Source organism: Kouleothrix sp. 19917, from assembly GCF_057073505.1.
The window spans coordinates 2,870,886-2,896,821 of record NZ_CP097099.1 but is presented as its reverse complement, the minus strand read 5'-3'; the positions used below and the strand labels follow the sequence as shown (position 1 = coordinate 2,896,821).

Below are 25,936 nucleotides of genomic sequence, written 5' to 3'. Positions count from 1 at the left end.
CAGCTACACGCTCGGTTCGAGACGCGCACGACACCCCGCCGCTATAGTGCGCCTGCTGCATCGCAAACCGCAGCGCGATGAGTTTTGCAAAGGAGCGACTGTGTTTGACTATATCATTGTTGGGGCGGGCGCGGCTGGCTGTGTGCTGGCGAACCGCCTGAGCGCCAACCCGGCGAATCGCGTGCTACTGCTGGAAGCGGGCGGGCCCGACACGCGCCAGGAAGTGCGCATCCCGGCGGCTTTCACCAAACTATTTAAAAGCGAGCAGGATTGGAACTATACCGCCGCTGCCGACCCCGCGAGCGGCACGCCCGCCCAGTTCTGGCCGCGCGGCAAGATGCTGGGCGGCTCCAGCTCGATGAATGCGATGATGTATGTGCGCGGGCATCGCAGCGACTACGACGGCTGGCGCGACCACGGCAACCCGGGCTGGGGCTATGACGACGTGCTGCCTTACTTCAGGCGCTCGGAACAGTACGCTGGCGGCGATTCGGAATTTCGCGGCGCGGATGGCCCGCTCCATGTTGGCGGCCTGCGCTCGCCCAACCCGCTCACGAACGTCTTTCTCGCCGCCTGCGACCAGCGCGGCATGGCGCGCAACCCCGACTACAATGGCGCGAACCAGGATGGCTTTGCGCCCACGCAAGTGACGCAGAAACGTGGCCGCCGTTGGAGCGCCGCCGACGCCTTTCTGCGCCCGGCGCTCGGGCGCCCAAATCTTACGATTCACACTGGCGCGCACGCCACCCGCGTCCTGTTCGAGCAGCAGGTTGCCGTGGGCGTCGAATACCGCATGAACAACGAAATTGTGCAGGCCCATGCCGAGCGCGAGGTGATGCTGTGCGGCGGCGCGATCAACTCGCCGCAGCTGCTGTTGCTTTCGGGCGTTGGGCCGGCCGGGCGTCTGCGCGAGCTTGGCATCCCGGTGGTTCACGACCTGCCGGGCGTGGGGCAGAACCTTCACGATCACCCGCTGTTCTGCGTGACCTACGAGTGCACGCGGCCAATCACGCTCGCTGGCGCGGAAAGCCTCGCGAACATCGCGGCCTACCTGCTGCGCGGGCGCGGCATGCTCACCTCGAATGTGGGCGAAGCCGTGGCGTTTGTGCGCACGCGCGCCGACCTGCCCGCGCCCGATGTCGAGCTGATCTTTGCGCCGGCATTCTTTATGGAACACGGCTATGCCAGCCCGGCCGGCCATGGCTTCTCGATCGGCGTGGTTGCGCTGCGCCCCGCCAGCCGTGGCACACTCACGCTTGCCTCGGCCGACCCGTTTGCCGCGCCGCGCATCGAGCCGCGCTATTTCTCGGACGAGCGCGACATGGATACAATGCTGGCGGGCGTGAGCATGGCGCGCGCGCTGGCTGGCGCGGCGGCATTCGCGCCCTTCCGTGGCGACGAGGTCTGGCCGGGGCGCACCATCCAGAGCGACGCCGACCTGCGCGACGCGATTCGCCAGCGCTTCCAGAGCATCTACCACCCGGCGGGCACCTGCAAAATGGGCAACGACCTGCTGGCAGTGGTGGATGCCGGATTGCGCGTGCATGGCGTCGCAGGGCTGCGCGTGGCCGATGCCTCGATTATGCCGCGCCTGAATAGCGGCCACCCGCAGGCGCCAACGCTGATGATTGCGGAACGAGCCGCCGACCTGATTGCGGGCGTGGGCGTGAAGGAGGCCGAGCTGGAAGTCGCGGCGTAGCGCGGCTGGGGGAAGCGCTTCAGTCATCGATAGGCAGCGTTCAGGCGACTGATACCCAGAGCGCGTCTCAAAGCCTCGGAAAATTCATCCACAGATTGCGCAGATTGTGCAGGTTATAGACCTCATATCTGCGTAATCTGCGCAATCTGCGGATCAATCTCGCTCCCATCCCAATGGCGCATCTATGCTACCATGCGCGGCGTTGTGATGGTGGGGAGCCCTATGGTTGAGCAAGAATCTTTGCGCGGCGTGCTGAACCCGGCGGCGGTGCCGGCCAAGTTCCAGCTTGCGCGCCACGCGCCCGCGCCCGATCTGGCGTACTTCGTGCAGCACTATTGGCTGGTGGCGTGGGATCTGCGCGGCCAGCCGGCGCACCATTCAGAAACGCTGCCCTTCCCCTGCGTGAATATTGTGGCCGAGCCGGGCAAAACGCTGGTGCATGGCGTGATCAGCGGGCGCTACACCACGCGGCTGGCTGGCGTGGGCAGCGCCTTTGGCATCACCTTCCGCCCGGGCGGCTTTCGTGGCATGCTTGGCGCGCCGCTCCACACGATTGTCGATACTGCACGCGACCCGGGCGCGCTGTTTGGCGCATGTGGGCATGCGCTGGCAGCCGGGCTGGCCGCCACCGACGATGCCGACGCGCGGATCGCGTGCGCCGAGCAGTTTCTGCGCGCCCACGCGCCCGCGCCCGACCCGAATGCCGAGCTGGTGAATACGATTGTCGCGGCGGCGCTGGCCGAGCGCACGCTGTGCCGGGTGAGCGACCTGGCCGCGCATGTTGGCTGTAGCCAGCGCACGCTGCAGCGCCTGTTTCGCGAGTACGTTGGCCTGGGGCCGAAATGGATGGTGCAGCGCTTTCGCCTGCAGGAAGCCGCCGAGCTGCTGGCCCGCCCCGACGCGCCGCCCTGGCCGGTGCTGGCCGCCGAGCTGGGCTACTTCGACCAGGCACATTTCATCAATGAGTTCAAGGCCGTGCTTGGCAAAACACCCTCGGCCTATGTCCAGAGCCTCGATCAGCCTTGGGACGCGCAGAAACGAGTATAATTGCGCCATGGCAACGCCCATTCTTAGCACCAAACTGTTCCTGCCCCGCCCGCGCCCGCAGAGCGTTGCGCGCCCGCGCCTGCTTGCGCGCCTGAACGGGGGCCTGAAAGGCGCGCTGACGCTGCTTTCTGCGCCGGCTGGCTTTGGCAAAACCACCCTGCTGAGCGCGTGGCTGGCCGCACCGGGAGAAAAGAATGTGCGCGTGGCCTGGCTGGCGCTCGACGCGGGCGAAAACGACCCTGCCCGCTTTCTGGCCTACCTCGTCGCGGCGCTGCAAACCGCCGAACCCACGCTGGGCGCTCCGCTCGCTGCGCTGCTCGATTCGCCGCAACCCCCGCCGCCCGAAACGATCCTGACCACGCTGCTGAATGAGCTCCATGCCCTGCCCGCGCGCGTGATCCTGGTGCTCGACGACTACCACGCGCTCGATTCGCCCGCCGTTGATGCCGCGCTGGTATTTCTGCTCGAACATATTCCCCCGCAGCTGCACCTTGTGCTCGCCACCCGCGAAGACCCGCAGCTGCCGCTGGCGCGCTTGCGGGCGCGCGGGCAGCTTGCCGAGCTGCGCGCCGCCGATTTGCGCTTCACGCTCGACGAGGCGGCGGCATTTTTGCGCGAAAGCATGGGCCTGAACCTCGCCGCCGCCGACGTAGCCGCGCTGGAAGCGCGCACCGAAGGCTGGATCGCCGGCCTGCAGCTGGCCGCGCTTTCGCTGCAAGGGCACGACGACGCGGCGGGCTTTGTTCGCACGTTCAGCGGCAGCCACCACTTTGTGCTCGATTACCTGCTGGAAGAAGTGCTGAACCGTCAGCCGCCTGCAGTCCAGGCTTTTTTGCTGCGCACCTCCATCCTCGATCGCATGTGCGGCCCGCTGTGCGATGCCGTTTTGGGGGATGGGGCATGGGGGGCAGGGGATGGGAGATTATTGCAACAAGGAGATTCGGAGCGTGTTCAAACCCCCAACCCCCAACCGCCAAACCCCAACCCCCAGGAATCCAGTCAGCAGCTGCTCGATCAGCTTGAGCGCGCCAACCTCTTCCTGGTGCCGCTGGATGCCGAGCGGCGCTGGTATCGCTACCACCACCTGTTCGCCGACCTGCTGCGCCAGCGCTTGCAGCAACAGATCGGCAGCGCCGCCGAGCTGCACCTGCGTGCCAGCGCGTGGTTTGAAGCGCAGGGCTTTGCAATCGAGGCCTTCCAGCATGCCGCCGCCGCCAGCGACACGGCGCGCGCCGAGCGGCTGATGAGTGGGCCGGGCATGCCGCTGCACTCTGGCGCGGTCGTATCGGCTATTCTTGGCTGGCTGGCCGGCCAGCCAGCCGCCGTGCTGGATGCGCGGCCCGGGCTGTGGGTGAAGCACGCCGAAATTCTGCTGGTGGCCGGCCAGACCAGCGGCGTCGAGCAGAAACTACAGGCCGCCGAAGCCGCGCTGCGCGCGCTTCCACCAGGCGACGAAACCCGCCACCTGATTGGGCATATTGCCAATGCGCGGGCGACCGTGGCGCTCACGCAGTACAACGTCGCAGGTATGCTCACGCAGGCCCGCCGCGCGCTCGAATTCCTGCACCCGGAAGACCGCTCGTTCCGCGCGACGGCGAACTGGTCGCTGGCATTTGCGCACCAGCTGCTGGGCGACCGCGTGGCGGCGGGGGTGGCGATTCGCGAGGCGGTGGCGCTGAGCGAGGCGGCCGAAGATCCCTTCACCCTCATTCTCTCGACGATCGGGCTTGGCCAGCTTGAAGAAGGCGAGAACGATTTCCATGCGGCGGCAGCCAGCTACCGGCGGGTGTTGGAGCTGGCGGGCGACCAGCCGCAGCAGATTATCTACGAGCCGCACCTTGGCCTGGCGCGCATTCTCCTTGAGTGGAACGAGCTCGCCGCTGCCGAGCAGCATGCGCGGCAGGCCATTGCGCTGGCCCGCCAGTACGAGCGCGTGATCGACCGCTTTATTGTGTGCGAGCTGGCGCTTGCGCGGGTGCTGCTGGCCGGGGGCGATGCGGAAGGCGTGGCAGAATTGCTGGCGCAGCTTGAGCACGCGGCCCGCGAGCGTGGCTACACACACCGCCTGCCCGATATTGCCGCCGCGCAGGTGCCGGTGCTGCTGCGCCAGGGCAAGCTCGCCGATGCCCGCTACCTCGCGCAGACCTACCAGCTCCCCGCCGCGCAGGCCCGCGTGCTGCTGGCCGAGGGCGAGCCGCTGGCCGCCGCGGCACTGCTGAAGCCCCTGCGCGCCGAAGCGGCTGCACGCGGCTGGCGCGACGACACGCTGCGGCTGGCGGTGCAGGAAGCCGCCGCATCCCACGCTGGCAGCGACTCTGCGCACGCGCTCCAGGCGCTGGGCATGGCGCTGCCACTGGCCGAGCCTGGCGGCTTCGCGCGCGTCTTTCTCGACGAAGGGCTGCCTATGAAACAGCTGCTGCACGAACCCGCCGCCCGCGCGCTTGCACCCGAGTACACGCGCCGCCTGCTGGCCGCCTTTGCGCCCGCCGCGAAGCGCGCCGCCTCGCCCGCCGCCCTTGACGCGCTCAGCGAGCGCGAGCTTGAGGTGCTGCGGCTGATTGCCGAAGGGCGCACCGACCGCGAGATCGCCGAGCGGCTGGTTCTCTCGCTCCATACGGTGAAGGTGCATGCGCGCAATATCTATGGCAAGCTGGGCGTGAACAAGCGCACGCAGGCCGTCGCTCGCGCGCGTGAGCTGGGGGTGCTGCCGCGCGGCTAGGGGTTTCGTTCGCGCTCCACTTGTCAGGGCGGACCTACGTGTTCGCCTCGCCCCCACCTCATTAGAAAGGCCAGTCGGGGCCTGCGCGGCCCCGCGCCCCACGGCAGCGGCAAAGGCATTTCTCTGTGCAAAAGTCTGTCGGGGCCTGCGCGGCCCCGCGCCCCGCGGCAAGGGTGCGACTGCGCACCCCTGCACCCCGCAGCCGGGACTGCGTCCCTGGACCCTGCAAAGAACGTGGCCGGCCTGCGAAATGCCCGTGATCATGCCTCCGTTGTGGATAGGAGCAAGGCATCGGACGAGAATAGCTGTACAGGCTTTTCTAGTTGTGTACTTCTTTTCTCATTTGCTGCCAGCATAATGGCACAACGGAGGCATGACAGCCCAACTCTGCACCAGCGACCACCTCAAATTTGGGGTTCGGGGCGATAGCCCCGACCGGGGTGCTGGGGCGGGAGCCCCGGCGGCCCTGCGGCCCGAGCAAGCTGGTTTGAAGCTGGTACTGATTTGGGGTTCGGGGCGATAGCCCCGACTGCGGAGCGTGGGGCGGGAGCCCCGGCGGCCCTGCGGCCCGAGCAAGCTGGTTTGAAGCTGGTACTGATTTGGGGTTCGGGGCTATCGCCCCGACTGCGGAGCGTGGGGGCGCGCAGCCCACCCTGGCGCAATTCCAGGTGAATTTTTCGGGCAGTGAAAGGCTTCGTTGCGCCTCGCAGCCCCCAAACCATAACCCCCAACCCCTAATCCCTGCGCTGAAAACGCACCCTAGCACGCCCGTGCGAGTAATCGCCCAAAAGGCGGATGCGAAAATCGCCCGGAGCGTGTATAATGATGCTTCTACACAAGCTCTAGCCCAACAAGGTGCTCCATGTCATTTCGGGTTGTTGCGCCCTACCAGCCCATGGGCGATCAGCCAAAAGCGATCGCGCAGCTGGTCGAAGGCGTAAAAAAAGGCTACAAGCATCAGACGCTGCTCGGTGCCACTGGCACGGGCAAGACGGCGGTGATGTCGTGGGTGTTCGAGCAGCTGGGTCGCCCGGCGATCGTCATGGCCCACAACAAAACGCTGGTCTCGCAGCTCTACGCCGAGTTCCGCGAGCTGCTGCCCGACTCCGCCGTTGAGATGTTTATCTCCTACTACGACGTCTATACGCCCGAGGCCTACGTTCCCAGCAAAGACCTGTATATCGAAAAAGAAGCCCAGATCAACGAAGAGATCGACCGCCTGCGCCACGCCGCCACCCAGGCGCTGCTGACGCGCAAGGACGTGCTGATTGTCGCGTCGGTGTCGGCGATCTACGGCCTGGGCTCGCCCACCGACTACGGGCAGGTGGCGATTCCGATTCGCGTGGGCGAAGTGCGCAACCGCGACAAGCTGCTGCGCCAGCTGATCGACCTGCAGTTTGAGCGCAACGATATCGACTTCCACCGTGGCACCTTTCGCGTGCGCGGCGACACGCTCGATGTCTTTCCGGCCAACGCCGAAGTTGCCGAGCGCGTCGAGTTCTGGGGCGACGAAATCGAGCGCATCACCGAGTTCGACCCGCTCACTGGCGAGGTGCTGGTGCCGCGCACCGCGCTCGATATCTACCCGGCCAAGCACTTCGTCACCAACTCCGAAAAGCTCCAGCTGGCGATTGCCGACATTTCTACCGAGCTGACCGAGCGCGTCGCCGAGCTTGAGGCCGACGGCAAAGTGCTTGAAGCCGCCCGTCTGAAACAGCGCACCATGTACGACCTGGAAATGCTGGGCGAGGTCGGCTACTGCTCGGGCATCGAAAACTACTCGCGGCACATGGACCGCCGCCTGGCCGGGCAGACGCCCTGGACGCTGCTCGATTACTTCCCCGACGACTTTGTGCTGTTTGTCGACGAATCGCACATCAGCCTGCCACAGATCCGCGGCATGTACAACGGCGACCGCTCGCGCAAGGGCACGCTGGTCGATTATGGCTTCCGGCTGCCTTCCGCGCTCGACAATCGCCCGCTCAAGTTCGACGAATTCGAGCAGCACGTTCACCAGGCGATCTACGTCTCGGCCACACCCAGCACCTACGAAATGGAGCACTCCGAGCAGATTGTCGAGCAGATCATCCGCCCGACCGGCCTGCTCGACCCGGTCATCGACGTGCGGCCGAGCAAGGGCCAGATCGACGACCTGATTGGCGAGGTGAAGCGGCGGGTGGACAAGGGCCAGCGCGCGCTCGTCACGACGCTGACCAAGCGCATGGCCGAAGACCTGACCGACTACCTGAAAGAAATGGGCGTGCGCACGCAGTATCTGCACGCCGACATTGAGACGCTCGAGCGCGTGGAAATCTTGCGCGACCTGCGCCTGGGCGTGTACGACGTGGTGGTGGGCATCAACCTGCTGCGCGAGGGCCTCGACCTGCCGGAAGTCTCGCTGGTCGCCATTCTCGACGCCGACAAAGAAGGCTACCTGCGCTCGGGCTCGTCGCTGATTCAGATCATTGGCCGCGCCGCGCGCCATGTCGAGGGCCGTGTGATCATGTACGCCGACAACGTCACCAACTCCATGCGCACCGCGATGGACGAGACCGAGCGCCGCCGCGCAATTCAGCAGCGCTACAACGAAGAGCACGGCATCAAGCCGGTCGGCATCAGCAAGGCCGTGAAGGACCTGACCGAGCGCGTGCGCAAGATCGCCGAGGAGCGCGAAAGCTACAAGGCCAAGCCCGGCGCGGCCAGCGAGCTGCCCATCCCGAAGGACGAGCTGGCCAAGCTGATCAAAGAGCTGGAAAAGCAGATGAAGCAGGCCGCAAAGGACCTCGAGTTCGAAAAGGCCGCCGCGCTGCGCGACCAGGTGATCGAGCTGCGGCGCACGCTCGCGCTGGAAGAAGAAACGGTGCGATAGAATTCTTTCGAAATACTCACCGAATCATCATTGCAATCGGGGCCGCGTGGCCCGATAATAGAGGCAGAAATGGCGCTGCGCCGCAATGGGGCCGCGTGGCCCACTCCAGCGCCGGAGAACACATGCAGAACGCGTCGAAGTCTGTGAACGGCTCATCCACGTATGTTGAGCTGCGGAAAGGGGCACCGCAGTGGCAGTTCAGGTATGGATTGGTGAGAAACCCGAGCATCCAAACGAGCGTCGGGCAATTGTGTCGTTGGCGAACGGGCTCGATCGGCTCGATGGGCTGTATCTGATCCTGGCAAATTTCAGTGTCGGCGGGCGGAATATCGACCTGGTGCTGATCAAGCAGGATGCAATTTTTATTGTTGAGCTGAAGCAGTGCGACGGGAAGATTTTTGGCGATGTCAACGGGCCGTGGTTTGTTGAAAGCGCGAACGGCGAGCGCAAGCGCCTGAACCCGGGCCGCAAAAACCCCTATAACCAGGTTATTTCCTACTACTATAGCCTTATAAATTTCCTCAACGAGCATCGTGGCACCTTTCTTTCCCCGCAAAAAGCCACCTCGGTCGATTTCCGCACCTGCAAGCGCCTGGTCGTCATCGCGCCGACCATTCAGGAAGGTTCGCAAGTCGAAACCGACTGGAAAGTCGAGCTGAAGGGCCTGGATGAGCTGCCGGCCTACCTGATCACCGAGCGCTCGTCCGAGATCAACCTGAGCGAAGAAGAAATGCTCGCCATTCCTGCGCTGCTCCACTGCACGCGCTGGAGCGAGGTGAACTCACTCCTTGCGGGCGTGATGCCGCGCTGGGACGCGGTTGATGGCGAAGCCAGCACAACTGCTCCGCTGCTCCCGGCCTCTGCGCCGGCTGAAACGGCTGCCGCGCCGGTGGTGGAAACACAGCCGTCGCTGTGGGCGCGCGGCCGTGGCGCGCTTGGCACCTGGGCCGGCCGCGCCGCCGTTCTGATGGCGGCGGTGGCGCTGGTGCTGGCGGTGGCGCTGGTGGCGCTGGCCACGCGCCGCGCGCCGGTGCTGGCCGACCAGGCGGCGATTGGTATTGTGAGCACCAGCCAGGCGGCCGGCGGCGTGGGCTTTGGTGGCGTGCTGCCGGCCGAAAGCTGCGTGTGGAACGACGTGCAGGCGGTTGGCCGCCGGCGCGGCAGCCAGCCGGGCACCTGGGAGAATGTTGGCGTCGGCGGCAACACGCCCGCGCTCCAGCCCGAGGTGGTTGTGACACTGGAAGAAGTCAACTTCTGCCAGGACACGATCAAGCTAAGCTGGAGCGTGCGCAACAACCTGGAGGACGAAAGCGTGGCGCTGCCGCTGACTGCCGAAAACATCGGCGTGAGCGACTCGCTGCAAAATATCTATACCATCGACAATGACAAATCGCTACCGCCGCAGATCAGCGTTGCGCCGCGCAGCAAAGCCCGTGGCACTGCCACTGTCACGCGGCCAGCTAACCTCAACGCCAAGTCGCTGGCGATCAAGCTCAAGCAAATGCCATTTGGCGAAGCGACCTGGATCGTGCCGATTGGCGGCGTGGGCAACTAGCACAGCCTTCTGGGAAGTTCACTGCTTGTTCAGACCAACGAGGAAGGACGATGCCAAATCTGGCATCGTCCTTCCTCGTTGATTTGAAGCGACACCGCACGCAGTACTACGCAGCACGTAACAATCTCTTTATCTCTATTGACAAACAGCAAGCCCCCGATATAGAATGCCCTGCACTATCACCAACACACAGTTGGAAATTCCTGCACCCTGGATGTACCCCGGATCGCCGCACGCCGATCGGGTAAAACATCCTCGGCCAGAGGTCGCGACGGAGGGCGAAATGGCAAAAGCATTGGTGCTGCGGGCAATCACTGGCAGCCACGCTGGCAAGCGGCACACCCTGACCGGGCGTGTCAGCAGTGTCGGCTCGGCGGCCAGCAACGACGTTGTGCTGCACGATCGGCTGGTTAACCCGCGCCATATTGAAATTCGCCAGGTGCTCGAGCGCTGGTTTGTGGTTCCGGTGGGTCAGGGCAGCCAGGGCCTGGCGCTGAATGGCATGCCAATCAACGGCCAGAGCCGCCTGAACCCCGGCGATACCCTGACGCTTGGCAGCATTACCTATGGCATTGATTTCGAAGAAGTGATGGAACAGGCCGTCGGCGCGCCAACAGCGAGTGGCGTCAGCGTCCCGCGCCTGGGCGAATATTTCATTCGGCGCGGCATTCTTAACCGCGATCAGGTCCTGGCCGTGGCCGAGCGGCAGTCGCGTTTGCAGCGCGACGGCTCGCGCCTGCAGTTTGGGCAGGTCGCCTACGAAATGGGCGTGATTACGCGCTCGCAGCTCGACATGGCGCTGGCCGATCAGCGCTCAGATTTCAACGACCGCTTCTACTAGGCTTGAATGTTGAGTGCTGAGTTTTGAGTGCCTTCCGCGCAGCTCAAAACTCAGCACTCAACATTCAAAATTTTCTACCCCCGCACCAGCGCCAGCTCGCAGCTAAAGCCCGGCCCTAACACCGCCAGCACGCCGAACTCGCCCGGCGCGGGCGTCCCCGCTTTCAAAAATTCTTCCAGCACAAAGAACACTGTGGCCGACGACATATTGCCGTGCTGGCGCAGCACCTCGCGCGTGTGGCCCAGCCGCTCGCGGTCGATCGCCAGCGCGCCTTCGTAGGCCTTGATGACTTTTGCCCCGCCCGGGTGCAAAATCCAGTGGTCGATGTCGTCGATGGTGAGGTTGTGCGCGGCCAGGAACTCGGCCACATTCTCGCGCATGAGCGTTTGCACAATCTGCGGAATGCGCGACGAAAACACCACCTGCATGCCGGTGTCGACCATATCCCAGCCCATGATCTCGGCTGTGTCGGGCCAGAGCGTGCTCTGCGTGCCAAGAATGCTGAGGCCAGGGTGCGCATTCCCAGCCTCGTCGCCTTCAACCAGCACTGCCGCCACGCCGTCGGCAAACAGCGACGAGGCGATCAGGTTGCGCTTGGACTGATCGTTCCACTGAAAGGTGACGCTGCACAGCTCGGCCGAAACGAGCAGCACGCGCTGCTCGGGAAAGGCCCGCGCATACTCGGTGGCGCGCGCCAGCCCGGCCACGCCACCAGCGCAGCCCAGGCCCCAGATGGGGGTGCGGCGGGTGTGCCGGCCCATGCCCAGGCGGTTGATCAGCATGCTGTCGGGGCTGGGCGCGGCCATGCCGGTTGTCGACACCCAGATCAGGTGATCGACGTCGCCGGGTTCCAGCCCAGCCGCCAGAAGGGCCGCGCGCGCGGCTTGCTCGCCCAGCCCGGTTGCCACTTCGATAAACAGGTCGTTGCATTCTTTGAAGCTGCGCGGTGTGGCAAACCATTCGAGCGGCGCGGCAAACGCGCGCGAGTCGATCTGGGCGTGGCGAAACACTGACAAATAGCGGTCGATATCGGGGAATGCCGGCGCGAAGTGCGCGCGCGCCAGGTCGCGGATCTGCTTTTGCGGCAGGGTATGGGGTGGCAGCGCGGTCGCTACCGAGCGAATACGGGGCATGAACACCGCTCCTTCCAGCGTGGGTCAAGCAAATTGATTGACCAGGGATACATAAGCATAGCACGGATCGCGCCAGCCTGATGCAAAGAGTACGCAGCGAGCCCCGCCCCAGATCGCACAAGCCGCCCCAATCGCTGGGGCGGCTTGTGGCAAAGACGAAAGGGAGCAAAGTTTTATGGCGCAACCACGCCACCTCCGTCTCATTCCTTTGTTTCTGGTGTTGAGCCCGACTTCGCCGGGCTGCCGGCGCGCTATGTGCTGGGCGGGGGTTTACGCGGTGGCGGGTGTTTCCAGCGGATGGAACAGCAGCACCGGCACGCCAGCGAGTTGCAGCACCCGATCGGCGACGCTGCCGAGCAGCAGGCGCGCCGCGCCGCCACGGCCGTGCGTGGCCATCGCAATCAGGTCGATCGCGTGGCTGCTGGCGTAGTCGATAATCGCGGGTGCGGGCGCGCCCAGCACCACCCGGCTTGTGGTTGGCGCGCTCTGGCTGCGCATTCGCACCGCCACCTGCGCAAGGTATTCGTGCGCCGCGCCGATCCACTCATCGAGGATTTGCTGGCTGAGGCTGGCAACATGGGCGGCGGGCGCGTAGCCCAGCGCGGGCGGGTTGAGCGCTTGCACAAGGGTGTATTCCGCTTCGCACAGGCTGCCCAGCGCCAGCGCGTGCGGCAGCACCTGCTCGGCCAGCGGCGAGCCGTCGAGCGGCAGCAGGATGCGCGCAAACGGCAGCGTGTCGGCGGCTTCGAGCAGGTCGAGGGGCTCGCCGTGCGGGCGCGTTAGAAGCACGGGCATGGGCAGGGTGCGCACAAGTTCCTGGGCAACGCTGCCAAGCCAGGCGCGCGAAAGCGGCCCGTAGCCGTGGGTCGTCATCACCACCACATCGGCGCGCTGGGCGATTGCCTCGGCGCGAAGTGTCGGCGCGGGCGGGCCATCCAGCACTGCACTGCGAATTGGCACTTCCCATCGTTCTTCCAGCACCCCGGCAAGCTGCGCCAGGTAGGGCTCGGCGTGCTGGCGATCGTCGGCAGGGGCAAGCGTTTGGGCCTTGCGGAAGCGGTGCGAGGCGGGCGAGGCGCAGACGTGGAGCAGCCGAACAGTGGCACCGGCGCGGCGGGCGATGCCGAGCGCCAGCGGCAGCGCGTGCTCGCCAAAGGCCGAGCCGTCGAGCGGCACAAGAATGGTGCGGATCATGGCAGGCTCCTTTCACAACGGCAATACCCGTTGGGCCCTATAGCAAAAGATGGGTAAGCCACAGAGAACACCGAGATCTCCGAGCACAACAGAATGGCGACCTCTTTACGCTTGGTGGCTCAACCAATCCGCTCTTTACTTCAGCATACTGCGTAGAGCAGCAGTGCGCGGAAAGATGTGCTACCGCCGGGTAATGATTCGATTATTCTTGGCGGCGTGGATGGTGGGCGAGCCGTTACCACTGGTGAAGGGCGCGTAACTCACAGCGGCGCGCAATGCTGCTATGCTGTTGGCGGGTAATCCGATAGCAATGGAGGTATTGTGATGCCCCGGCGAACAATTCTCGTTCCCATCGATGGCTCGCGCTTCAGCCGACAGATTGTCGCTTACCTGAGCCAGTTGTGTGATCCCGCCAGCGACGCGCTGGTGCTTCTGCGCGTGGCCGAACCGGCCGGCAGCCTGATTGGCGCGCCGCCGCGCCCGGTTTCGAGCTCGTGGACCGCGCCAATGTATGATCGCGCGTGGGATATTGAGTATACAACGCACCCAATTTACGCCACCCAGATCGAGCAAAGTGAGCGCTCGGCGCTGGAGCTGGAGCTTCAGCCCGACCGGCTGGAGCTTGAGCGGGCTGGCTTCGTGGTGAAAACGGTGGCGCGCTTTGGCGACCCGGCCGGCGAAATTGCGACCGTGGCCGCCGAGGAAGGCGCGGCGCTGATCGCAATGGCAACGCACGGCCGCACTGGCCTGCGCCACCTGCTGATGGGCAGCGTGGCCGAGCAGGTGCTGCGGCGAGTCGACGTGCCCGTGCTGATGCTGCGGCCCTTCCGGGCGGAGGCGCGGGTGTAGGGCCTGAGGGATGGAGGATGGAGATGCGAACGACCAGCGATTGCCGCTGGTCGTTCGTTTTGTGCCAGTCGATATGGCTAAAAGCGCCAAAGGAAAATGTGCATCTTTGGCAGCCGCACCCTTCGATACGGTCTTGCGGCCTACTCAGGATGCGGTGCGCGTGCCGTTGTGGCAAAAGGCCGGTTAGTGCATTATCAAGAAAGCGATGCGGAATGAAGCGTAGAGTTTCTGCATTGTAATCACGAAACCCTATACCCTATACCCTATCCCCTAACCCCTGCGCTGAAGGCGCATCAGGGATGATTCTGGCCGGGGATGGGCTGGTTGAGGTTCAATTCGACTACACCGCTGTTCACCTGCGCGGCAAAGCGATCGAGGCTGCGGGGCGATGGCCCGGAAAGGTACGCGCCATCGGCGGTGTAGCGCGAGCCATAGCATGGGTCGACGAAATGCTGCTCGGCAGCGACCCACGCCACCACGCAGCCGCGGTAAGGGTCGCGCGCGTTGAGCACCAGCGGGCCATCCGCGCCCTTCGTCACATAAACAATTTGTGCTTCGGCCTCGACACGCTGCGGCTCGGCGGCGAGCAGGGTGCTGGCCGGGCCAAGCGCCTGCCAGGCGGGCGTGCGCGGGCGGGTGAGCATGCCGTACAGCACGCCCGCAATGGCGAGGATGGTGAGCAGAATGGCCGCCAGCAGCGCAATGACCGTGATGCTCTGCCGGCGACGGCGCGATTGTGTGCGAACGCTTGCCATGATGTTCCTGCTAGAAATGCGCCTTACCCGGGATGGTTTCGCCAGCGTCGATTTCGACCTGTCCCGCGTTGACGCGCACCGCGAAGCGGTCGAGGCTGCGCGGCGACGGCCCGCGCACGTAGCTGCCATTGCGCTCGTAGGTCGCGCCGCCGCACGGGTCGATAAAGCGACGGCTTGCGGCGTCGTAGCGCACGCGCGGGTTCTGGCAGCCGCTGCCGTAGGGGCCGTGCGGGTCGCGGGTGCTGAGCGCGAGCGGCGCACCATTTTCCCACAGCAGGTAGATTTCCTGCCCGGCGATTATCAGCAGCTGCGGGGTGCCTGAGCGGAGTTGCTGAACTGAACTCGCCCGTTCCCAGGTGCGCGGCCAGAGCATCGCAAGGCCCAACGCCACCGCAGTTCCTGCCATCGCCAGAAATGCGAAAGCGGCGCTGGCGGCCAGCCGCTGGCGAGTTTGGTAGGGTAGAACTGTTGCGGCCATGTCGTGTTCCTGATCAGGCGAAGGACGAACGACCACGCCGTTGGTGGTCGGTGGTCGTTCGTCTTTGGTCGGAATCAGCGGTCGCGCTTGCCACGGCGGCGGCGCTGGCGCGGCGGGCGCGGTGCGCCGGGGCGGTTCGGCTCGTTTGGCGCGTCTGGCCCGTCTTCGTCTTCTTCGTCGTCGAGCGGGTCGGGGCTGGGCGGCAGCGGCGGCGCAACACGGGCCTCGGGCATGTGCAGCGGCGGCAAGGCGGGCGGGTCGGCGCGCTGGTGCTGCGGTGGCTGCGGGCGCTGTTCGGGCCGGGCTTGCTGCGGCGGGCGCTGTTCGGGACGCGGCGGCTGCGGGCGCTGTTCGGGCCGGGCCTGCTGCTGTGGCGGGCGCTGTTCGGGCCGCGGCTGCGGGCGCTCGCCCGTGCGGGCATGGCCCGCTTCGCTGCCTTCTTCCAGCATCGCCAGCGCATCGAGAATATCGGGGTCGAGCACTTCGTCGCGCAGCAAGCGGCGCTCGCCGTGGTGCTTGGGCTCGCGGCGCGGCGGGGGCGGCGGGTGGGGCGTCACGCCTTCCTCGGCGCGGCCGCGCGCCACATGGGCCACGCGCTGGGCAGCTTCGGAAATCTGGTCGGGGCGGAATTCCTCGTGCACGCCGCTGCCCGCCAGCTCGACAACCACCGTCTCGCGCACGACATTGACCGTCACGACCTCGCCGGGGCCGTCGGGCGTCTGCACCCAGCTGCCTTTGCGCGGCAGCTCGGCCTTGATCGCCAGGTACTGATCGTGCTCGTAGGAAAGGCAGCACAGCAGGCGGCCACACACGCCGCTGATCTTGGTCGGGTTCAGCGGCAGATCCTGGTCTTTCGCCATTTTGATCGAAACGCGCGCGTAGTCGGGCAGAAAGGTCGCGCAGCAAAGCATGCGCCCGCAGGGGCCAATGCCACCCAGCAGCTTGGCTTCGTCGCGCGGGCCGATCTGGCGCAGCTCGATGCGCGTCTTGAACGTGCGGGCCAGATCGCGCACCAGCATGCGGAAATCGACGCGCTTCTCCGAGGTGAAGTAGAAAGTGAGGCGCGAGCCGTCGAAGCTGTACTCGGCTTTGACCAGGCGCATGGGCAGGTTGTGCTCCTGCACCTTTTCGCTGCAGCGCGCCAGCACTTCTTCGTGGCGCTCGCTCAACAGGCGCATGCGCTCGAAGTCGGCGTCTTCGGCGCGGCGGATCACCGGCTTTAGCTCGCCAACAATCTCGGCTTCCGCAACCTCGTGCGGCGGGTGGATGATTTTTGCCAGCTCCAGGCCGCGCACGGTCTCAACGATGACATTGTCGCCGCTGGCCAGCAAATCGAGCCCGCGCGGGTCGAAAAAGTAGGTCTTGCCCGAATCCTTAAAACGAATACCTACCACAACAGGCATAGGGCGCTCCGTGGCAGGCGCACAAACTTCTGGCCGGCGGCGTTGCCACGCCCGGCTGAACGTATCGGTATGGAAGTGCGCTGATACGCATTGTCATTGTGTGCGCCTGGATGTATCTATGCAAACGCCGCTTGGCGTGGCGCCATTATAGCATCAAGTGGCGGGGGATGGAGTTGCGGAAATTTTGAGTGTTGAATGTTGAATGTTGAGGTTGCCTGAGCGCGGGTGACGGGGTGGCAGGCAGCAGTAGCCAGTTGGCAGGAAGCAGTAGCCAGTTGGCAGGAAGCAGGAGGCGCAGGTGACAAGCTGAAGGGGTGAAAGGGTGAGCGCAGAACGCAGAACGCAGAGCGTAGAGCGCGGTTGGCAGTTGGCAGTAGCCAGTTGGCACTCACCTGCAACCGAGTAACCTGTTAACTTTCAAACTTGCGAACTTTCAACTCTTTGCGCTCTTTGCGGTGAACAATCTGGTCGTCATGCGCCCGCGCGGCCAAGCACCTTGTAGGTATGCACCAGTTGGGCCTTGCCCTTGAGCTGGAAATCGCCCATTTCCTGCAAGGCGAAGGTGGTGCCGAGCAGCCGGCGCGTGGCTTCGCTGATCAGGGCGCTGTTGATGTCGGCGCGCCCTTCCAGCCGCGACGCGGTATTGACGGTGTCGCCCATGACGGTGTATTCGAGGCGCTGGCGCGTGCCGAAGAAGCCGGCGTACACCGGGCCGGTGTTGATGCCAATGCGGAACGCAAAGGCTTTGGCCGGATCAAGCCGCTCGATCAGGCGGCGGTGCGCCTCAATCATGCCCAGCGCGGCATCGACCGCCTGCGCCGCCGATTCTTCGGGGTCGATGGGCTTGGCGAGCTGGGGCGCGCCAAACACCGCCATGATCCCATCACCAATATACTTATCGAGCGTGCCGTGGTAGCTAAAAATCACCTCGGTCATTTCGTGGAAATATTCGTTCAGCAAATCCTGCACGTCGCGCGGCGAAAGTGTTTCCGACAGCGAGGTGAAGCCCTTGACGTCGGCGAACAGCACCGAAACGATCAGCTCCTGCGGCTCCCAGAGCTGGCCGTGCTGCACGAAATAGCTTGCCATCATCTGCGCGACGTTGGGCGACATGAAGCGCTCGAAGTTCTGGCGCAGCTGTGCCTGCTCGCGCAGTGCCTCGGTCAGGCGCGCGCGCTCGATGTGGATGGCGGCCAGGTTCGCCACGGCGGCCAGCAGGTCGCGCTGGTGTTCGTTAAACTGCTCGCGCCCCGGCGAGTCGACATAAATAAGCCCGGTGGCGCGGCCTTCGCTGATCAGGGGCGCGCAGATCGCCGAGCGGATGTTCGCGCTAATGATGCTTTGCGAACCGGCAAAATCGAGCCGCGCATCGCGGGTGAGCACGGCCTCGTTCGCCTCGACGGCCTTGCGCGTGAGCGTGGAGCTGAGTGCAACATCGCCGGTGGTGGGCGGCTGGATGATCATCGGCACCAGCTCGTCGTTCTTGCGCAGCAGCAGCATGCTGCGCTGGGCTGGCACGGCGCGCTGCACTTCTTCCATAACCGCATCCAGCAGGTCGTGCAGATCGAGGAAGCTGTTGAGGCGCTTGCTGATGCGGTAAAACTCTTTCAGGTCGAGCACCAGCTCCGGCAGTTCGCCCGAGCTGACCTGCTTGCCCTCGGAGGCGAGCGGGAAGTACTGGTTGTCGTCCAGCACCACGCTTTGGGCGGCGCGGTCTTCAAAGCGAATTTCGAACGGCCCGACCTGCAGCACATCGCCGTCGTGGAGCTGTTCTTCCTTTACGCGCAGGCGGTTGACCGAGATGCCGTTGCGGCTGCCCAGGTCGGTGGCCCATGTTTCGCGGCCACGCAGCTGCACGCGGGCATGGTGGCGCGACACGATGACATTGTTGAGCACAATATCGTTGTCGAGCGCGCGGCCGATTTGCAGGCCACGCTCGTCGAGCGCGAAGGTGCGCTTGTCGCCGTTGATGGTGACGGATAATCGGGCCATGCCCCGCTCCTTGGTGGTGGTAGTGCGCTGCGTAGCACGCGGGAATTTTCGCCTGGGCTGCCACAAGTATAGCAGACCGATCCGGCGAGAGCAAGCATTTGGCGCAGCAGAATGGCATACGACCCACGTTCGTAGCTGGGGCATCGCAGCGCGTGGCGCAGGCTGGTGTACAATAGCGCTGCCCGGCTTCGCCCGCCCACGCCCAATGGAGGCGCGATGGCTCTTCCCACTGCCCAGCCACCAACAACTGCATCGCGCTGGCCCAGCCTGGGCCGGCTGGCGGGCGCGGCGCTGGCCGTGGCGCTGCTGCGCGTGGCCTGCGCGCTGGTGGCGCTGCCCGTCAGCGCGGCCTTCCCGCGCGAGCCGCTTGAGCAGCAGGTGGGTATGCTGCCGGGTGCCGCGCCGCTGGGCGCGTGGCTGGCGCGCGTGCTCGTTTCCCCCTGGATGCGCTACGACGCCAACCTCTACGCGGCGATTGTCGACCACGGCTACACCGTGGCCGAGAACACCGCGAACTTCCACCCACTCTACCCGCTGCTGGCCGCGCTTCTTGCGCCGCTGCTGGGTGGCAATGGCCCGCTGGCGCTGCTTGTCGTTTCTTCGCTGGCGACGGTGGCGCTGTGCGTGGTGCTGGCGCGCTACGTGGCGCGTTTCGCCGGCGCGGAGCTGGCGGATCGCACGGTGCTGCTGCTTCTGCTGCTGCCGCCGGGCTTTGTGCTGCTTGCGCCATATACCGAAAGCACCTTTCTGGCGCTGGCGGTTGGCGCGCTCTACACCATGCGCGCCGAGCGCTGGTGGCTGGCCGGCTTGCTGGCCGGGCTGGCGACCCTGACGCGCCAGCAGGGCGTGGCACTGGCGCTGCCACTCGTGTGGGGCGCGTGGCTGGCGGCACGCGCGGGCCGGGCGCGGCTGTGGGACATCGCGGCGGCGGGCCTGGTGCCGGCAGCCTACGGCGCGTTTGTGGTGTATCGCGCGCTGGCGCTGGGCGACGCGGCGGTGTGGGAAAGCGCCAGCGGCCCGCTCGACCTCGTGCACAAGCTGCTGGTCTCGCGGGCGGGGATTGTGGCGGGCCAGCGGATCGCCTGGCCGTGGGAGCTGCTGATCGACGAAGTGCGCCTGATCATGCGCTCGGAGCCGAACTACCACCTGCTGATCAATCTGCTGCTGGGCCTGGCGCTGGCCGCGCTGGCGCTGATCAGCCTGCCGCGCATGCACATACTCGAGCGCCTGTATGTGCTGGGCATCGTCGGGCTGGCGCTGTGCTACTATATTGGCGACATCGACCCGTACATGGCGCTGCCGCGCCACATCATGCTGGCATTTCCGCTTTACACCGCGCTGGCCGAGCGCCAGGGGGGCGGGCGGCGCTTCTGGCTGGTGGCGCTGCCCGGCGCGGCGCTGAACCTGCTGCTGCTGGGGCTGTATGTGTATCGCGGGTGGATCCCATGAGGATGACGAAGGACGAAAGGCGAAGGACGAACAAACCGCAAAGAGCGCAAAGGGCGCAAAGGGTTGAAAGTTCGCAGGTTTGAACGTTGCAGGCTGGACGGACGACGAATGACGAACGCCGACTGACGATTGACACCGAAATAGCGTCCTGAGTGCGGCGTAGCCGCGTATCGAAGGGCGCTGGTGACGAAGAACGAATGACGAAGGACGAAAGGCGAAGGACGAACAAACCGCAAAGAGCGCAAAGGGCGCAGAGAGTTAAAGGTTTGAAAGTTGCAGGTTACAAGTTGAACGGTTATTGTTCGCTGCCTACTGCCTACTGCCCACTGCCAACTGCCAACTGGCTACTGCCCACTGCCAACTGCCAACTGCCGAGTGCCCAATGCCCACTGCCGAATCCTGATTGCTGCAAAGGACTCACCATGCTCAACGAACGCCAGCTTGCGATTCTGCAAGCGCTGATCGACCGGCTCGTTCCGCCCGACGATTTCCCCGGCGGCTGGGAGGCTGGCGCGGGCGACTACCTGCTTCACCAGCTTGCCGGCGACCTGCGGCCAATTTTGTCGATCTACCAGGCCGGGCTGGATGCGCTCGACGCCGAGGCCCGCGCAGGCGGCGCTCCAGGCTTCCCCGAGCTGCCCGCCGAGCAGCAGGACGAGCTGCTCAGTCGCGTTGAGCGCGGCGCGGTTGCTGCCGACTGGCCGATCGACCCGGCTGCGTTTTTCGCGGCGGCGGCGGCGCATGCTGCCGAGGGCTTTTACAGTGACCCCGGCAACCACGGCAATCGCGGCGAGGTTTCGTGGCGGATGGTTGGCTACGAGGTGCGCGGATGAACGAGTATGATGTGATCATTGTGGGCGCGGGCGCGGGCGGCGGCGTGGCCGCTGGCGTGCTGGCCGAGGCCGGCAAGCGCGTGCTGCTGCTGGAGCGCGGCGGGCCGAAAAGCTTCGCGAACGAGCCGCGCGACCACCTGCGGAATCATCGCTTCACACGCTACGGCCACAACACCGGCCCCGATCTGGCCGGCAACCCGCGCGTCTTTGTTGAGCTGAGCGGCGAAGAAGCCACGGTGCCACCGCACGACGACCGCTACAACAGCAACGCGGCCTCGGTGGGTGGCGGCACGCCCGTGTATGGCGCGCAGGCGTGGCGCTTCCTGCCCACCGATTTCGCGATGGCCAGCGCCTATGGCGTGCCGAAGGGCAGCTCGCTGGCCGACTGGCCGTTTGGCTACGACGAGCTGGCGCCCTACTACGAGCGCGCCGAGTGGGAAGTGGGCGTGGCTGGCGAAAGCGTCGCCAGTGCGCGTATCTGGCCGCGCGCCAGGGACTACCCCATGCCGCAAGTGCCAAACAACCGCCAGGGCGAGGTGATGCGCGCAGGGGCGGCGGCGCTGGGCTGGCCGGCGCTGGCCGTGCCGGTATTGATCAACTCGGTGCCCTACCAGGGCCGCGCCGCCTGCATCAACTGCCAGCACTGCGTTGGCTTTGCCTGCCCGAGCGACTCGAAAAACGGCACGCACAACACGCTCATTCCGCGCGCGCTGGCGACTGGGCGCTGCGAGCTTGTGACGGGCGCGATGGTCGAGCGGATCGACACCGACTCGGATGGGCGCGTGATTGGCGTTTCCTACTACGACGCGAACGACCAGCGCCACAGCCCGCGCGCGGCAGTGGTGGTGTGCTCGGCTGGCGCAATTGAAACGGCGCGCCTGCTGCTGAACTCGCGCTCGGCGCAGCACCCCGACGGCCTGGGCAACCAGAACGATCAGGTTGGGCGCAATTTGCAGGGCCACTACTACCCCGGCAAGTTCGGCCTGCTGCCCGAGCAGGTGTACGATGGCATTGGGCCGGGCGTCTCGGCGGCAACCACCCACTTCAACCACGGCAACGACGGCCTGATCGGCGGGGGCATGCTGGCGAATGAGTTCATTGTGCTGCCGATTATTTTCTGGGCGCGCTCACTGCCGCCCGACCTGCCGCGCTGGGGTGCGGAGAACAAGCGCTTCATGCGCGAAAACTACACGCGCGTGATTCGCATCACCGGGCCGGTACAGGAAATTACCAGCGCCGACGCGCGCGTGACGCTCGACCCGCGTGTGCGCGACCGCTGGGGCATCCCGGTGGCGCGGCTTTCGGGCGCAACGCACCCCGAAACGGTGCGCACCGCCGCCTTTATGGGCGAGCGCGCCGAGGAGTGGCTGCGTGCCGCCGGCGCGACGCGCACCTGGGGCAAGCAGCCGCGCCAGCAGCTTAGCGCCGGGCAGCATCAGGCTGGCACGTGCCGCATGGGCGACGACCCGCATAGCTCGGTGACGGACGGCTGGGGGCGCGTGCACGGCCACGACAACCTGTATGTTGCCGACGGCTCGCTGCATGTCACGAATGGCGGCTTCAACCCGGTGCTGACGATCATGGCGCTGGCGTTCCGGAATGCCGAGCATCTTGCGCAGGCATAGGCGCAATTCTGGAAAGAAAACAGCCCTTTTTGCGAGGGTAAACGCACTACGCACTACGCACCAGAAAGCATAGTGCGTAGTGCGTAGGTCAAATGCCGCGATCTATTACCCGCGCAGGCTTCAGAATGCCAAAACGCTCCTGACTTCTGACTTCTGACTCCTGACTCCTGCTCGCTACACCGTAATCGTAAACGTCAGCTCCTGCGTGCTGGTTTGCCCACTCGTAGCGGTGAAAGTCGCCACAAGTCGGTAGGTGCCGCCGTTTTCGAGCGGCGTGCCGTTGGGCCACTGGTTGTTGTGCTCGGAAAAGACCCAGTGGTTGCAATCCTGCCCGTTGTCGCCGCCACCGAATGCGCAGAACAGCGAGTTGCGCTCGGTTTGCGTGTGCACCAGGTCGCCATTCGGCCCAAAGATCTCGAATTTCACCGTTGCAATGCCGTCGCCGTCATTCTGGCCCACGCCCGGGTCGTTGGCATTCGCCTGGAAGAACAGGTCGTCGCCAAACTCGGTGCCGCTGGGGAAGGTGTTCGAAACGAGCGGCTCCAGCGTCGGTGTGGGCGTGGTGTCGAGGTCAAGCGTGATCAGGCGTTCTTCCTCGCTCACCTGGCCGCGCGTGCCGCGCACCGTCACTTTCAGCGTATAGCCGCCCGGCGTGGCCTCATTGCCGTTTGGGAAGCGATTGCCGTGCTGCGAGAAAATCCAGCTTGTGCAGTCGTCGCCATTATCGCCGCCACCAAAGGCGCAAAACTGCGCGTTGCGCTCGGTCTGCTCGAATACTAGCCTCCCATCAGGACCATAAAATTGAAACGTCACGCTCTCGATGCCATCGCCATTGTTCGGCCCAACCGCCGGATCGTTGGCCGTCGTCACAAAGGGCAGCGAGTCGAATTGGCCGCCGTTGCCGGGAATGGTGTTCGACAGCAGCGGCTCAAGCGTGGGCGTTGGCTGATCGGGCACGGGGCTGGCCTCGGGCGGCGCGTCGGTGGCGGCTTCGGGCGGCTCGGGTGTGGCGATGACCACCACTGTGATGACCTGCGGCGCAGGTGTGGGCGCGCTGCTCAGCTCCGCGCCGCTGCACCCGGCCAGCGCCAACGCGGCCAGGGCCAGCAATAGTCCTATCGTCGTGGCACGCATGGCTTCTCCTTCTCTTCCCTCCCAATTATTGCGGCAGGCGCCCCAGCGCAGCCTGGGCGCTTTCCCGCAGGGGCCGGCATGTAAAATCGACGATCTGGCGCTTCAGAAACAGATCGCCGGGGTCGGCCATGCCGGCGCTGATGCACTGCTCGTAGGCGTCGATTGCGCCCTGGAATGCGGCGCGAATGGCAGCAGTTTTTGCTCGTGTCCGCGCCAGCAATTGTGCGCGCTGGTGTGCAACCAGGCCGCGCGCCATGGCTGCGACGCCGCGCATACGGTTCTGCGCGGCTGGCAAGAGCGGCGCTGCCGCATCCAGCTCGCTGCCGGCGCGGTCGAGCGCGGCGGCAGCGGCGGTGTTGTCGGGCGTGGCCTGCGCCATGAGCGATTCGGCCTGGAGGCGCAGCGTGAGTGCCAGCGCGATGCGCGATTCGGCTTGGGCAAGCGTGTCGTCGCGTGCTTGCGCCGCTGCAATCGCGCGTGTGTAGGCGTCGAGCGCCTGAGCCAGCTCATTCCCTTGCAATCGCTCGGCTGGCGGGCGCGCTTGGGCCTGGTGGAAATACACGCCGCCCAGCCCGTTCAGCGCGCGGCCAAACTGGCCGTTTAGCTCGACGGCGCGGGCAAAACCGGCGCGGGCGGCTTCCAGCTCGGCGGGCTTGTCGCTCGCGGGCGTGGCGGGGTCTTGCGCCAGCAGAAAATGCTCGCGCCCGATGAAGTAGTACACGATATCGCCGCCATTTTCGGCAGTTGTAGCGCCATCTTGCGCTTGCAGGTAGGCCAGCGCTTCATTGAACACGCCCAACGCCTGGCGGATGTTGGCCGCATAGTTGGGCGCGTCGGCCAGCTCGTAGCGCAGCCCAACCACCAGTTTCGCCACCAGCGTTGTGCGTATGCGCAGCGGCGCGTTCACCGAGCCCTGCACGTCTTGCAGCGGCAGAATTACCGTCAGCGGCCCGCCCAGCCGGTCGAACTGCTGCAACTCGTCGTAGGTGCCGGCGTCGCGGTCGCGGTTGGGGTTGCGCGCGCATAGTTCCATGGAAAGCTGCGCGGGTGTGCTGCGCGTGTCGAGCGCGCCATACACGATGATATTGGCGTGAAGATTGGTGGCGCGCTGGCAGGCGCTGGGCGAGCGCAGCTCGGGCGTCAGGCCGCCGATCATGCCGATGCTGCCGCGCTTTTCGAGAAAGCTCATGCTGTCGTGCCAGACCTGCCCGCGATAATCGGGCGCGAGGCGGGCGACTTCGTCGCGCACGGTTGCGAAGAGCGTTTCGCCCACGCGCTGGCTGTCGGCGGTCACACGCATGCGCCCGTCGGCGTCGATCTGGCCGAAGTCGGCAATGGCGATATTCACATAGCCGTCGGGCATGGTTGCGGGAACCAGCGAGAACCACAGGCCGGCCGCCGCAATCAGCACCAGCGCAACCAGCGCGACGACGGCCGGCAGCGCGGGAATGACCAGCGTGCCGATGCGCAGGATGTTCTTGCCAACCACCACATCCTGCGCGCCCGCGCCAACGTTCGCAATAATTACGTCGGCGCTGCGGCGCGGCAGCCAGCTGCGCAGGCGCGCGCGCCAGCCGCTGGCGGGCGGCGGGGTTGGCGCGTTAGCCACCGAAATGCTCGTTCAGCCAGGTGTCGAGCAGGGCGTCGGCGCGGCGCAGCACCCGCCGCGTTTCGGGCGCGTTGAACAGTGCGGCCAGCGGCGCGTGCAGCTCGGGCACATTGTCGCGCAGCCAGCCGCCAACTTGCGAGATCGTGCTGGCGCTGGGGGTGGCCTGCCCGCCAACCTTGCTCAGCTCGCCAGCCAGCAGCCGCAGCTGAAAAGCCGCCACTGGCGCGACAGCATCGGGCAGGCTGGCCCCGCCAAGTGCTCGCTCGCAGTCCTGCACGCGCGCCTCGATTGCGCGCCGGTCGTCGGCGGGGTTGCTGGCAGCGCCAATGTTCTGCGTGATCTGCTTGCCGATTGCCACGCCCTGCGCGCCCGCGCCAACCGTGCCAATGATCACGTCGCCAGCCGGCGCGATGCCACCCAGCGGCATGGCGGGCGTGGCCGGGCCGTTTTCGGCGTCGGCGGGCAGATCGTCAACCGCCACGCCCCAGTCGCGCAGCGCGGCCTTGGCCTCGCCAATTGCCTGGCGCGCTTCGCCAATGCCGATCAGCACGCCGGGCGGCGCGTACACGCCCAGCTTGGCCTGCTGGTCGAGCAGCAGCTGGAGCGTCTGGCGGTGCGTGCGCAGCAGCGACTGCGTCGCGTCGATATCTTCCTGGCTGGGCATATTCTTCCTTATCTGCTGGCGTTGCGCGCATTGTAGCACGCGCGTGAAGCATGATGATCTTGCGTGCCCGGCGCAACGCAAAAGGCGG

General features: G+C 65.6%; 19 protein-coding genes. 10 read left to right on the top strand and 9 right to left on the bottom strand.

Features of this window, described 5'->3' with window-relative positions:
• Window positions 1–100 precede the first annotated feature (100 nt).
• From M1P90_RS11780 to M1P90_RS11755, 6 genes are all read left to right on the top strand, one after another.
• Entirely contained in the window at window positions 101–1,699 is a 1,599-nt protein-coding gene (locus M1P90_RS11780; protein ID WP_483702843.1) for a GMC family oxidoreductase, read from the top strand.
• Between the two features lie 222 nt (window positions 1,700–1,921).
• Window positions 1,922–2,746 (top strand): helix-turn-helix domain-containing protein, encoded by an 825-nt coding sequence (locus M1P90_RS11775; RefSeq protein ID WP_483702841.1) that lies wholly within the window; start codon window positions 1,922–1,924, stop codon window positions 2,744–2,746.
• Between the two features lie 7 nt (window positions 2,747–2,753).
• Window positions 2,754–5,465 carry a winged helix-turn-helix domain-containing protein gene (locus M1P90_RS11770; protein ID WP_483702840.1) on the top strand — a complete coding sequence of 904 codons (2,712 nt, stop codon included), beginning with the start codon at window positions 2,754–2,756 and terminating at the stop codon, window positions 5,463–5,465.
• An 862-nt stretch (window positions 5,466–6,327) separates the two neighbouring features.
• Complete coding sequence (gene uvrB / locus M1P90_RS11765) at window positions 6,328–8,334, top strand: excinuclease ABC subunit UvrB (protein ID WP_483702839.1); 2,007 nt, start codon at window positions 6,328–6,330, stop codon at window positions 8,332–8,334.
• Window positions 8,335–8,524: 190 nt separating this feature from the next.
• Window positions 8,525–9,889 (top strand): nuclease-related domain-containing protein, encoded by a 1,365-nt coding sequence (locus tag M1P90_RS11760; protein WP_483702838.1) that lies wholly within the window; start codon window positions 8,525–8,527, stop codon window positions 9,887–9,889.
• A 283-nt stretch (window positions 9,890–10,172) separates the two neighbouring features.
• The gene (locus tag M1P90_RS11755; protein WP_483702837.1) at window positions 10,173–10,730 is read left to right on the top strand and encodes an FHA domain-containing protein; all 558 of its coding nucleotides are present in this window, start codon (window positions 10,173–10,175) and stop codon (window positions 10,728–10,730) included.
• Window positions 10,731–10,804: 74 nt separating this feature from the next.
• Here M1P90_RS11755 and M1P90_RS11750 read toward each other — a convergent pair whose 3' ends face one another.
• Window positions 10,805–11,863: a type III polyketide synthase gene (locus tag M1P90_RS11750; protein WP_483702836.1), complete on the bottom strand. Its 1,059-nt coding sequence runs from the start codon at window positions 11,861–11,863 to the stop codon at window positions 10,805–10,807.
• A 270-nt stretch (window positions 11,864–12,133) separates the two neighbouring features.
• Window positions 12,134–13,057, bottom strand: coding sequence for a universal stress protein (locus M1P90_RS11745; RefSeq protein WP_483702835.1), 924 nt, complete (start codon window positions 13,055–13,057; stop codon window positions 12,134–12,136).
• Between the two features lie 324 nt (window positions 13,058–13,381).
• Between M1P90_RS11745 and M1P90_RS11740 the strand changes: the two genes are divergently transcribed.
• The gene (locus tag M1P90_RS11740; RefSeq protein WP_483702834.1) at window positions 13,382–13,906 is read left to right on the top strand and encodes a universal stress protein; all 525 of its coding nucleotides are present in this window, start codon (window positions 13,382–13,384) and stop codon (window positions 13,904–13,906) included.
• Window positions 13,907–14,199: 293 nt separating this feature from the next.
• Here M1P90_RS11740 and M1P90_RS11735 read toward each other — a convergent pair whose 3' ends face one another.
• The 4 genes from M1P90_RS11735 to M1P90_RS11720 form a co-directional block, all read right to left on the bottom strand.
• A complete protein-coding gene (locus M1P90_RS11735; RefSeq protein ID WP_483702833.1) occupies window positions 14,200–14,661 on the bottom strand; it encodes a QcrA and Rieske domain-containing protein in 462 nt (153 codons plus the stop codon).
• 10 nt (window positions 14,662–14,671) lie between these two features.
• Window positions 14,672–15,139: a QcrA and Rieske domain-containing protein gene (locus M1P90_RS11730; protein WP_483702832.1), complete on the bottom strand. Its 468-nt coding sequence runs from the start codon at window positions 15,137–15,139 to the stop codon at window positions 14,672–14,674.
• Window positions 15,140–15,213: 74 nt separating this feature from the next.
• A complete protein-coding gene (locus tag M1P90_RS11725) occupies window positions 15,214–16,542 on the bottom strand; it encodes a PSP1 domain-containing protein (RefSeq protein WP_483702830.1) in 1,329 nt (442 codons plus the stop codon).
• A gap of 471 nt (window positions 16,543–17,013) precedes the next feature.
• Window positions 17,014–18,534, bottom strand: coding sequence for an adenylate/guanylate cyclase domain-containing protein (locus tag M1P90_RS11720; RefSeq protein ID WP_483702829.1), 1,521 nt, complete (start codon window positions 18,532–18,534; stop codon window positions 17,014–17,016).
• A gap of 216 nt (window positions 18,535–18,750) precedes the next feature.
• On the opposite strand from M1P90_RS11720, the gene M1P90_RS11715 reads away from it, so the two are divergent.
• The 3 genes from M1P90_RS11715 to M1P90_RS11705 all read left to right on the top strand — a co-directional run bounded on the left by M1P90_RS11715 (window position 18,751) and on the right by M1P90_RS11705 (window position 22,441).
• The gene (locus M1P90_RS11715) at window positions 18,751–19,983 is read left to right on the top strand and encodes a hypothetical protein (RefSeq protein ID WP_483702828.1); all 1,233 of its coding nucleotides are present in this window, start codon (window positions 18,751–18,753) and stop codon (window positions 19,981–19,983) included.
• 422 nt (window positions 19,984–20,405) lie between these two features.
• Window positions 20,406–20,816: a gluconate 2-dehydrogenase subunit 3 family protein gene (locus tag M1P90_RS11710; RefSeq protein ID WP_483702827.1), complete on the top strand. Its 411-nt coding sequence runs from the start codon at window positions 20,406–20,408 to the stop codon at window positions 20,814–20,816.
• Window positions 20,813–22,441 (top strand): GMC family oxidoreductase, encoded by a 1,629-nt coding sequence (locus M1P90_RS11705; RefSeq protein WP_483702826.1) that lies wholly within the window; start codon window positions 20,813–20,815, stop codon window positions 22,439–22,441. The genes M1P90_RS11710 and M1P90_RS11705 overlap by 4 nt, the downstream gene beginning before the upstream one ends.
• Window positions 22,442–22,615: 174 nt before the next feature.
• Here M1P90_RS11705 and M1P90_RS11700 read toward each other — a convergent pair whose 3' ends face one another.
• From M1P90_RS11700 to M1P90_RS11690, 3 genes are read right to left on the bottom strand one after another with little or no spacing between them, the layout of a single operon-like run.
• Window positions 22,616–23,575, bottom strand: coding sequence for a hypothetical protein (locus M1P90_RS11700; protein ID WP_483702825.1), 960 nt, complete (start codon window positions 23,573–23,575; stop codon window positions 22,616–22,618).
• Window positions 23,576–23,600: 25 nt separating this feature from the next.
• On the bottom strand, window positions 23,601–25,184 hold the full coding sequence (locus tag M1P90_RS11695; protein WP_483702824.1) for a hypothetical protein: 1,584 nt from the start codon (window positions 25,182–25,184) through the stop codon (window positions 23,601–23,603).
• Window positions 25,177–25,848 (bottom strand): hypothetical protein, encoded by a 672-nt coding sequence (locus M1P90_RS11690; RefSeq protein WP_483702823.1) that lies wholly within the window; start codon window positions 25,846–25,848, stop codon window positions 25,177–25,179. Before M1P90_RS11690 ends, M1P90_RS11695 begins: the two co-directional genes overlap by 8 nt.
• Window positions 25,849–25,936 lie beyond the last annotated feature (88 nt).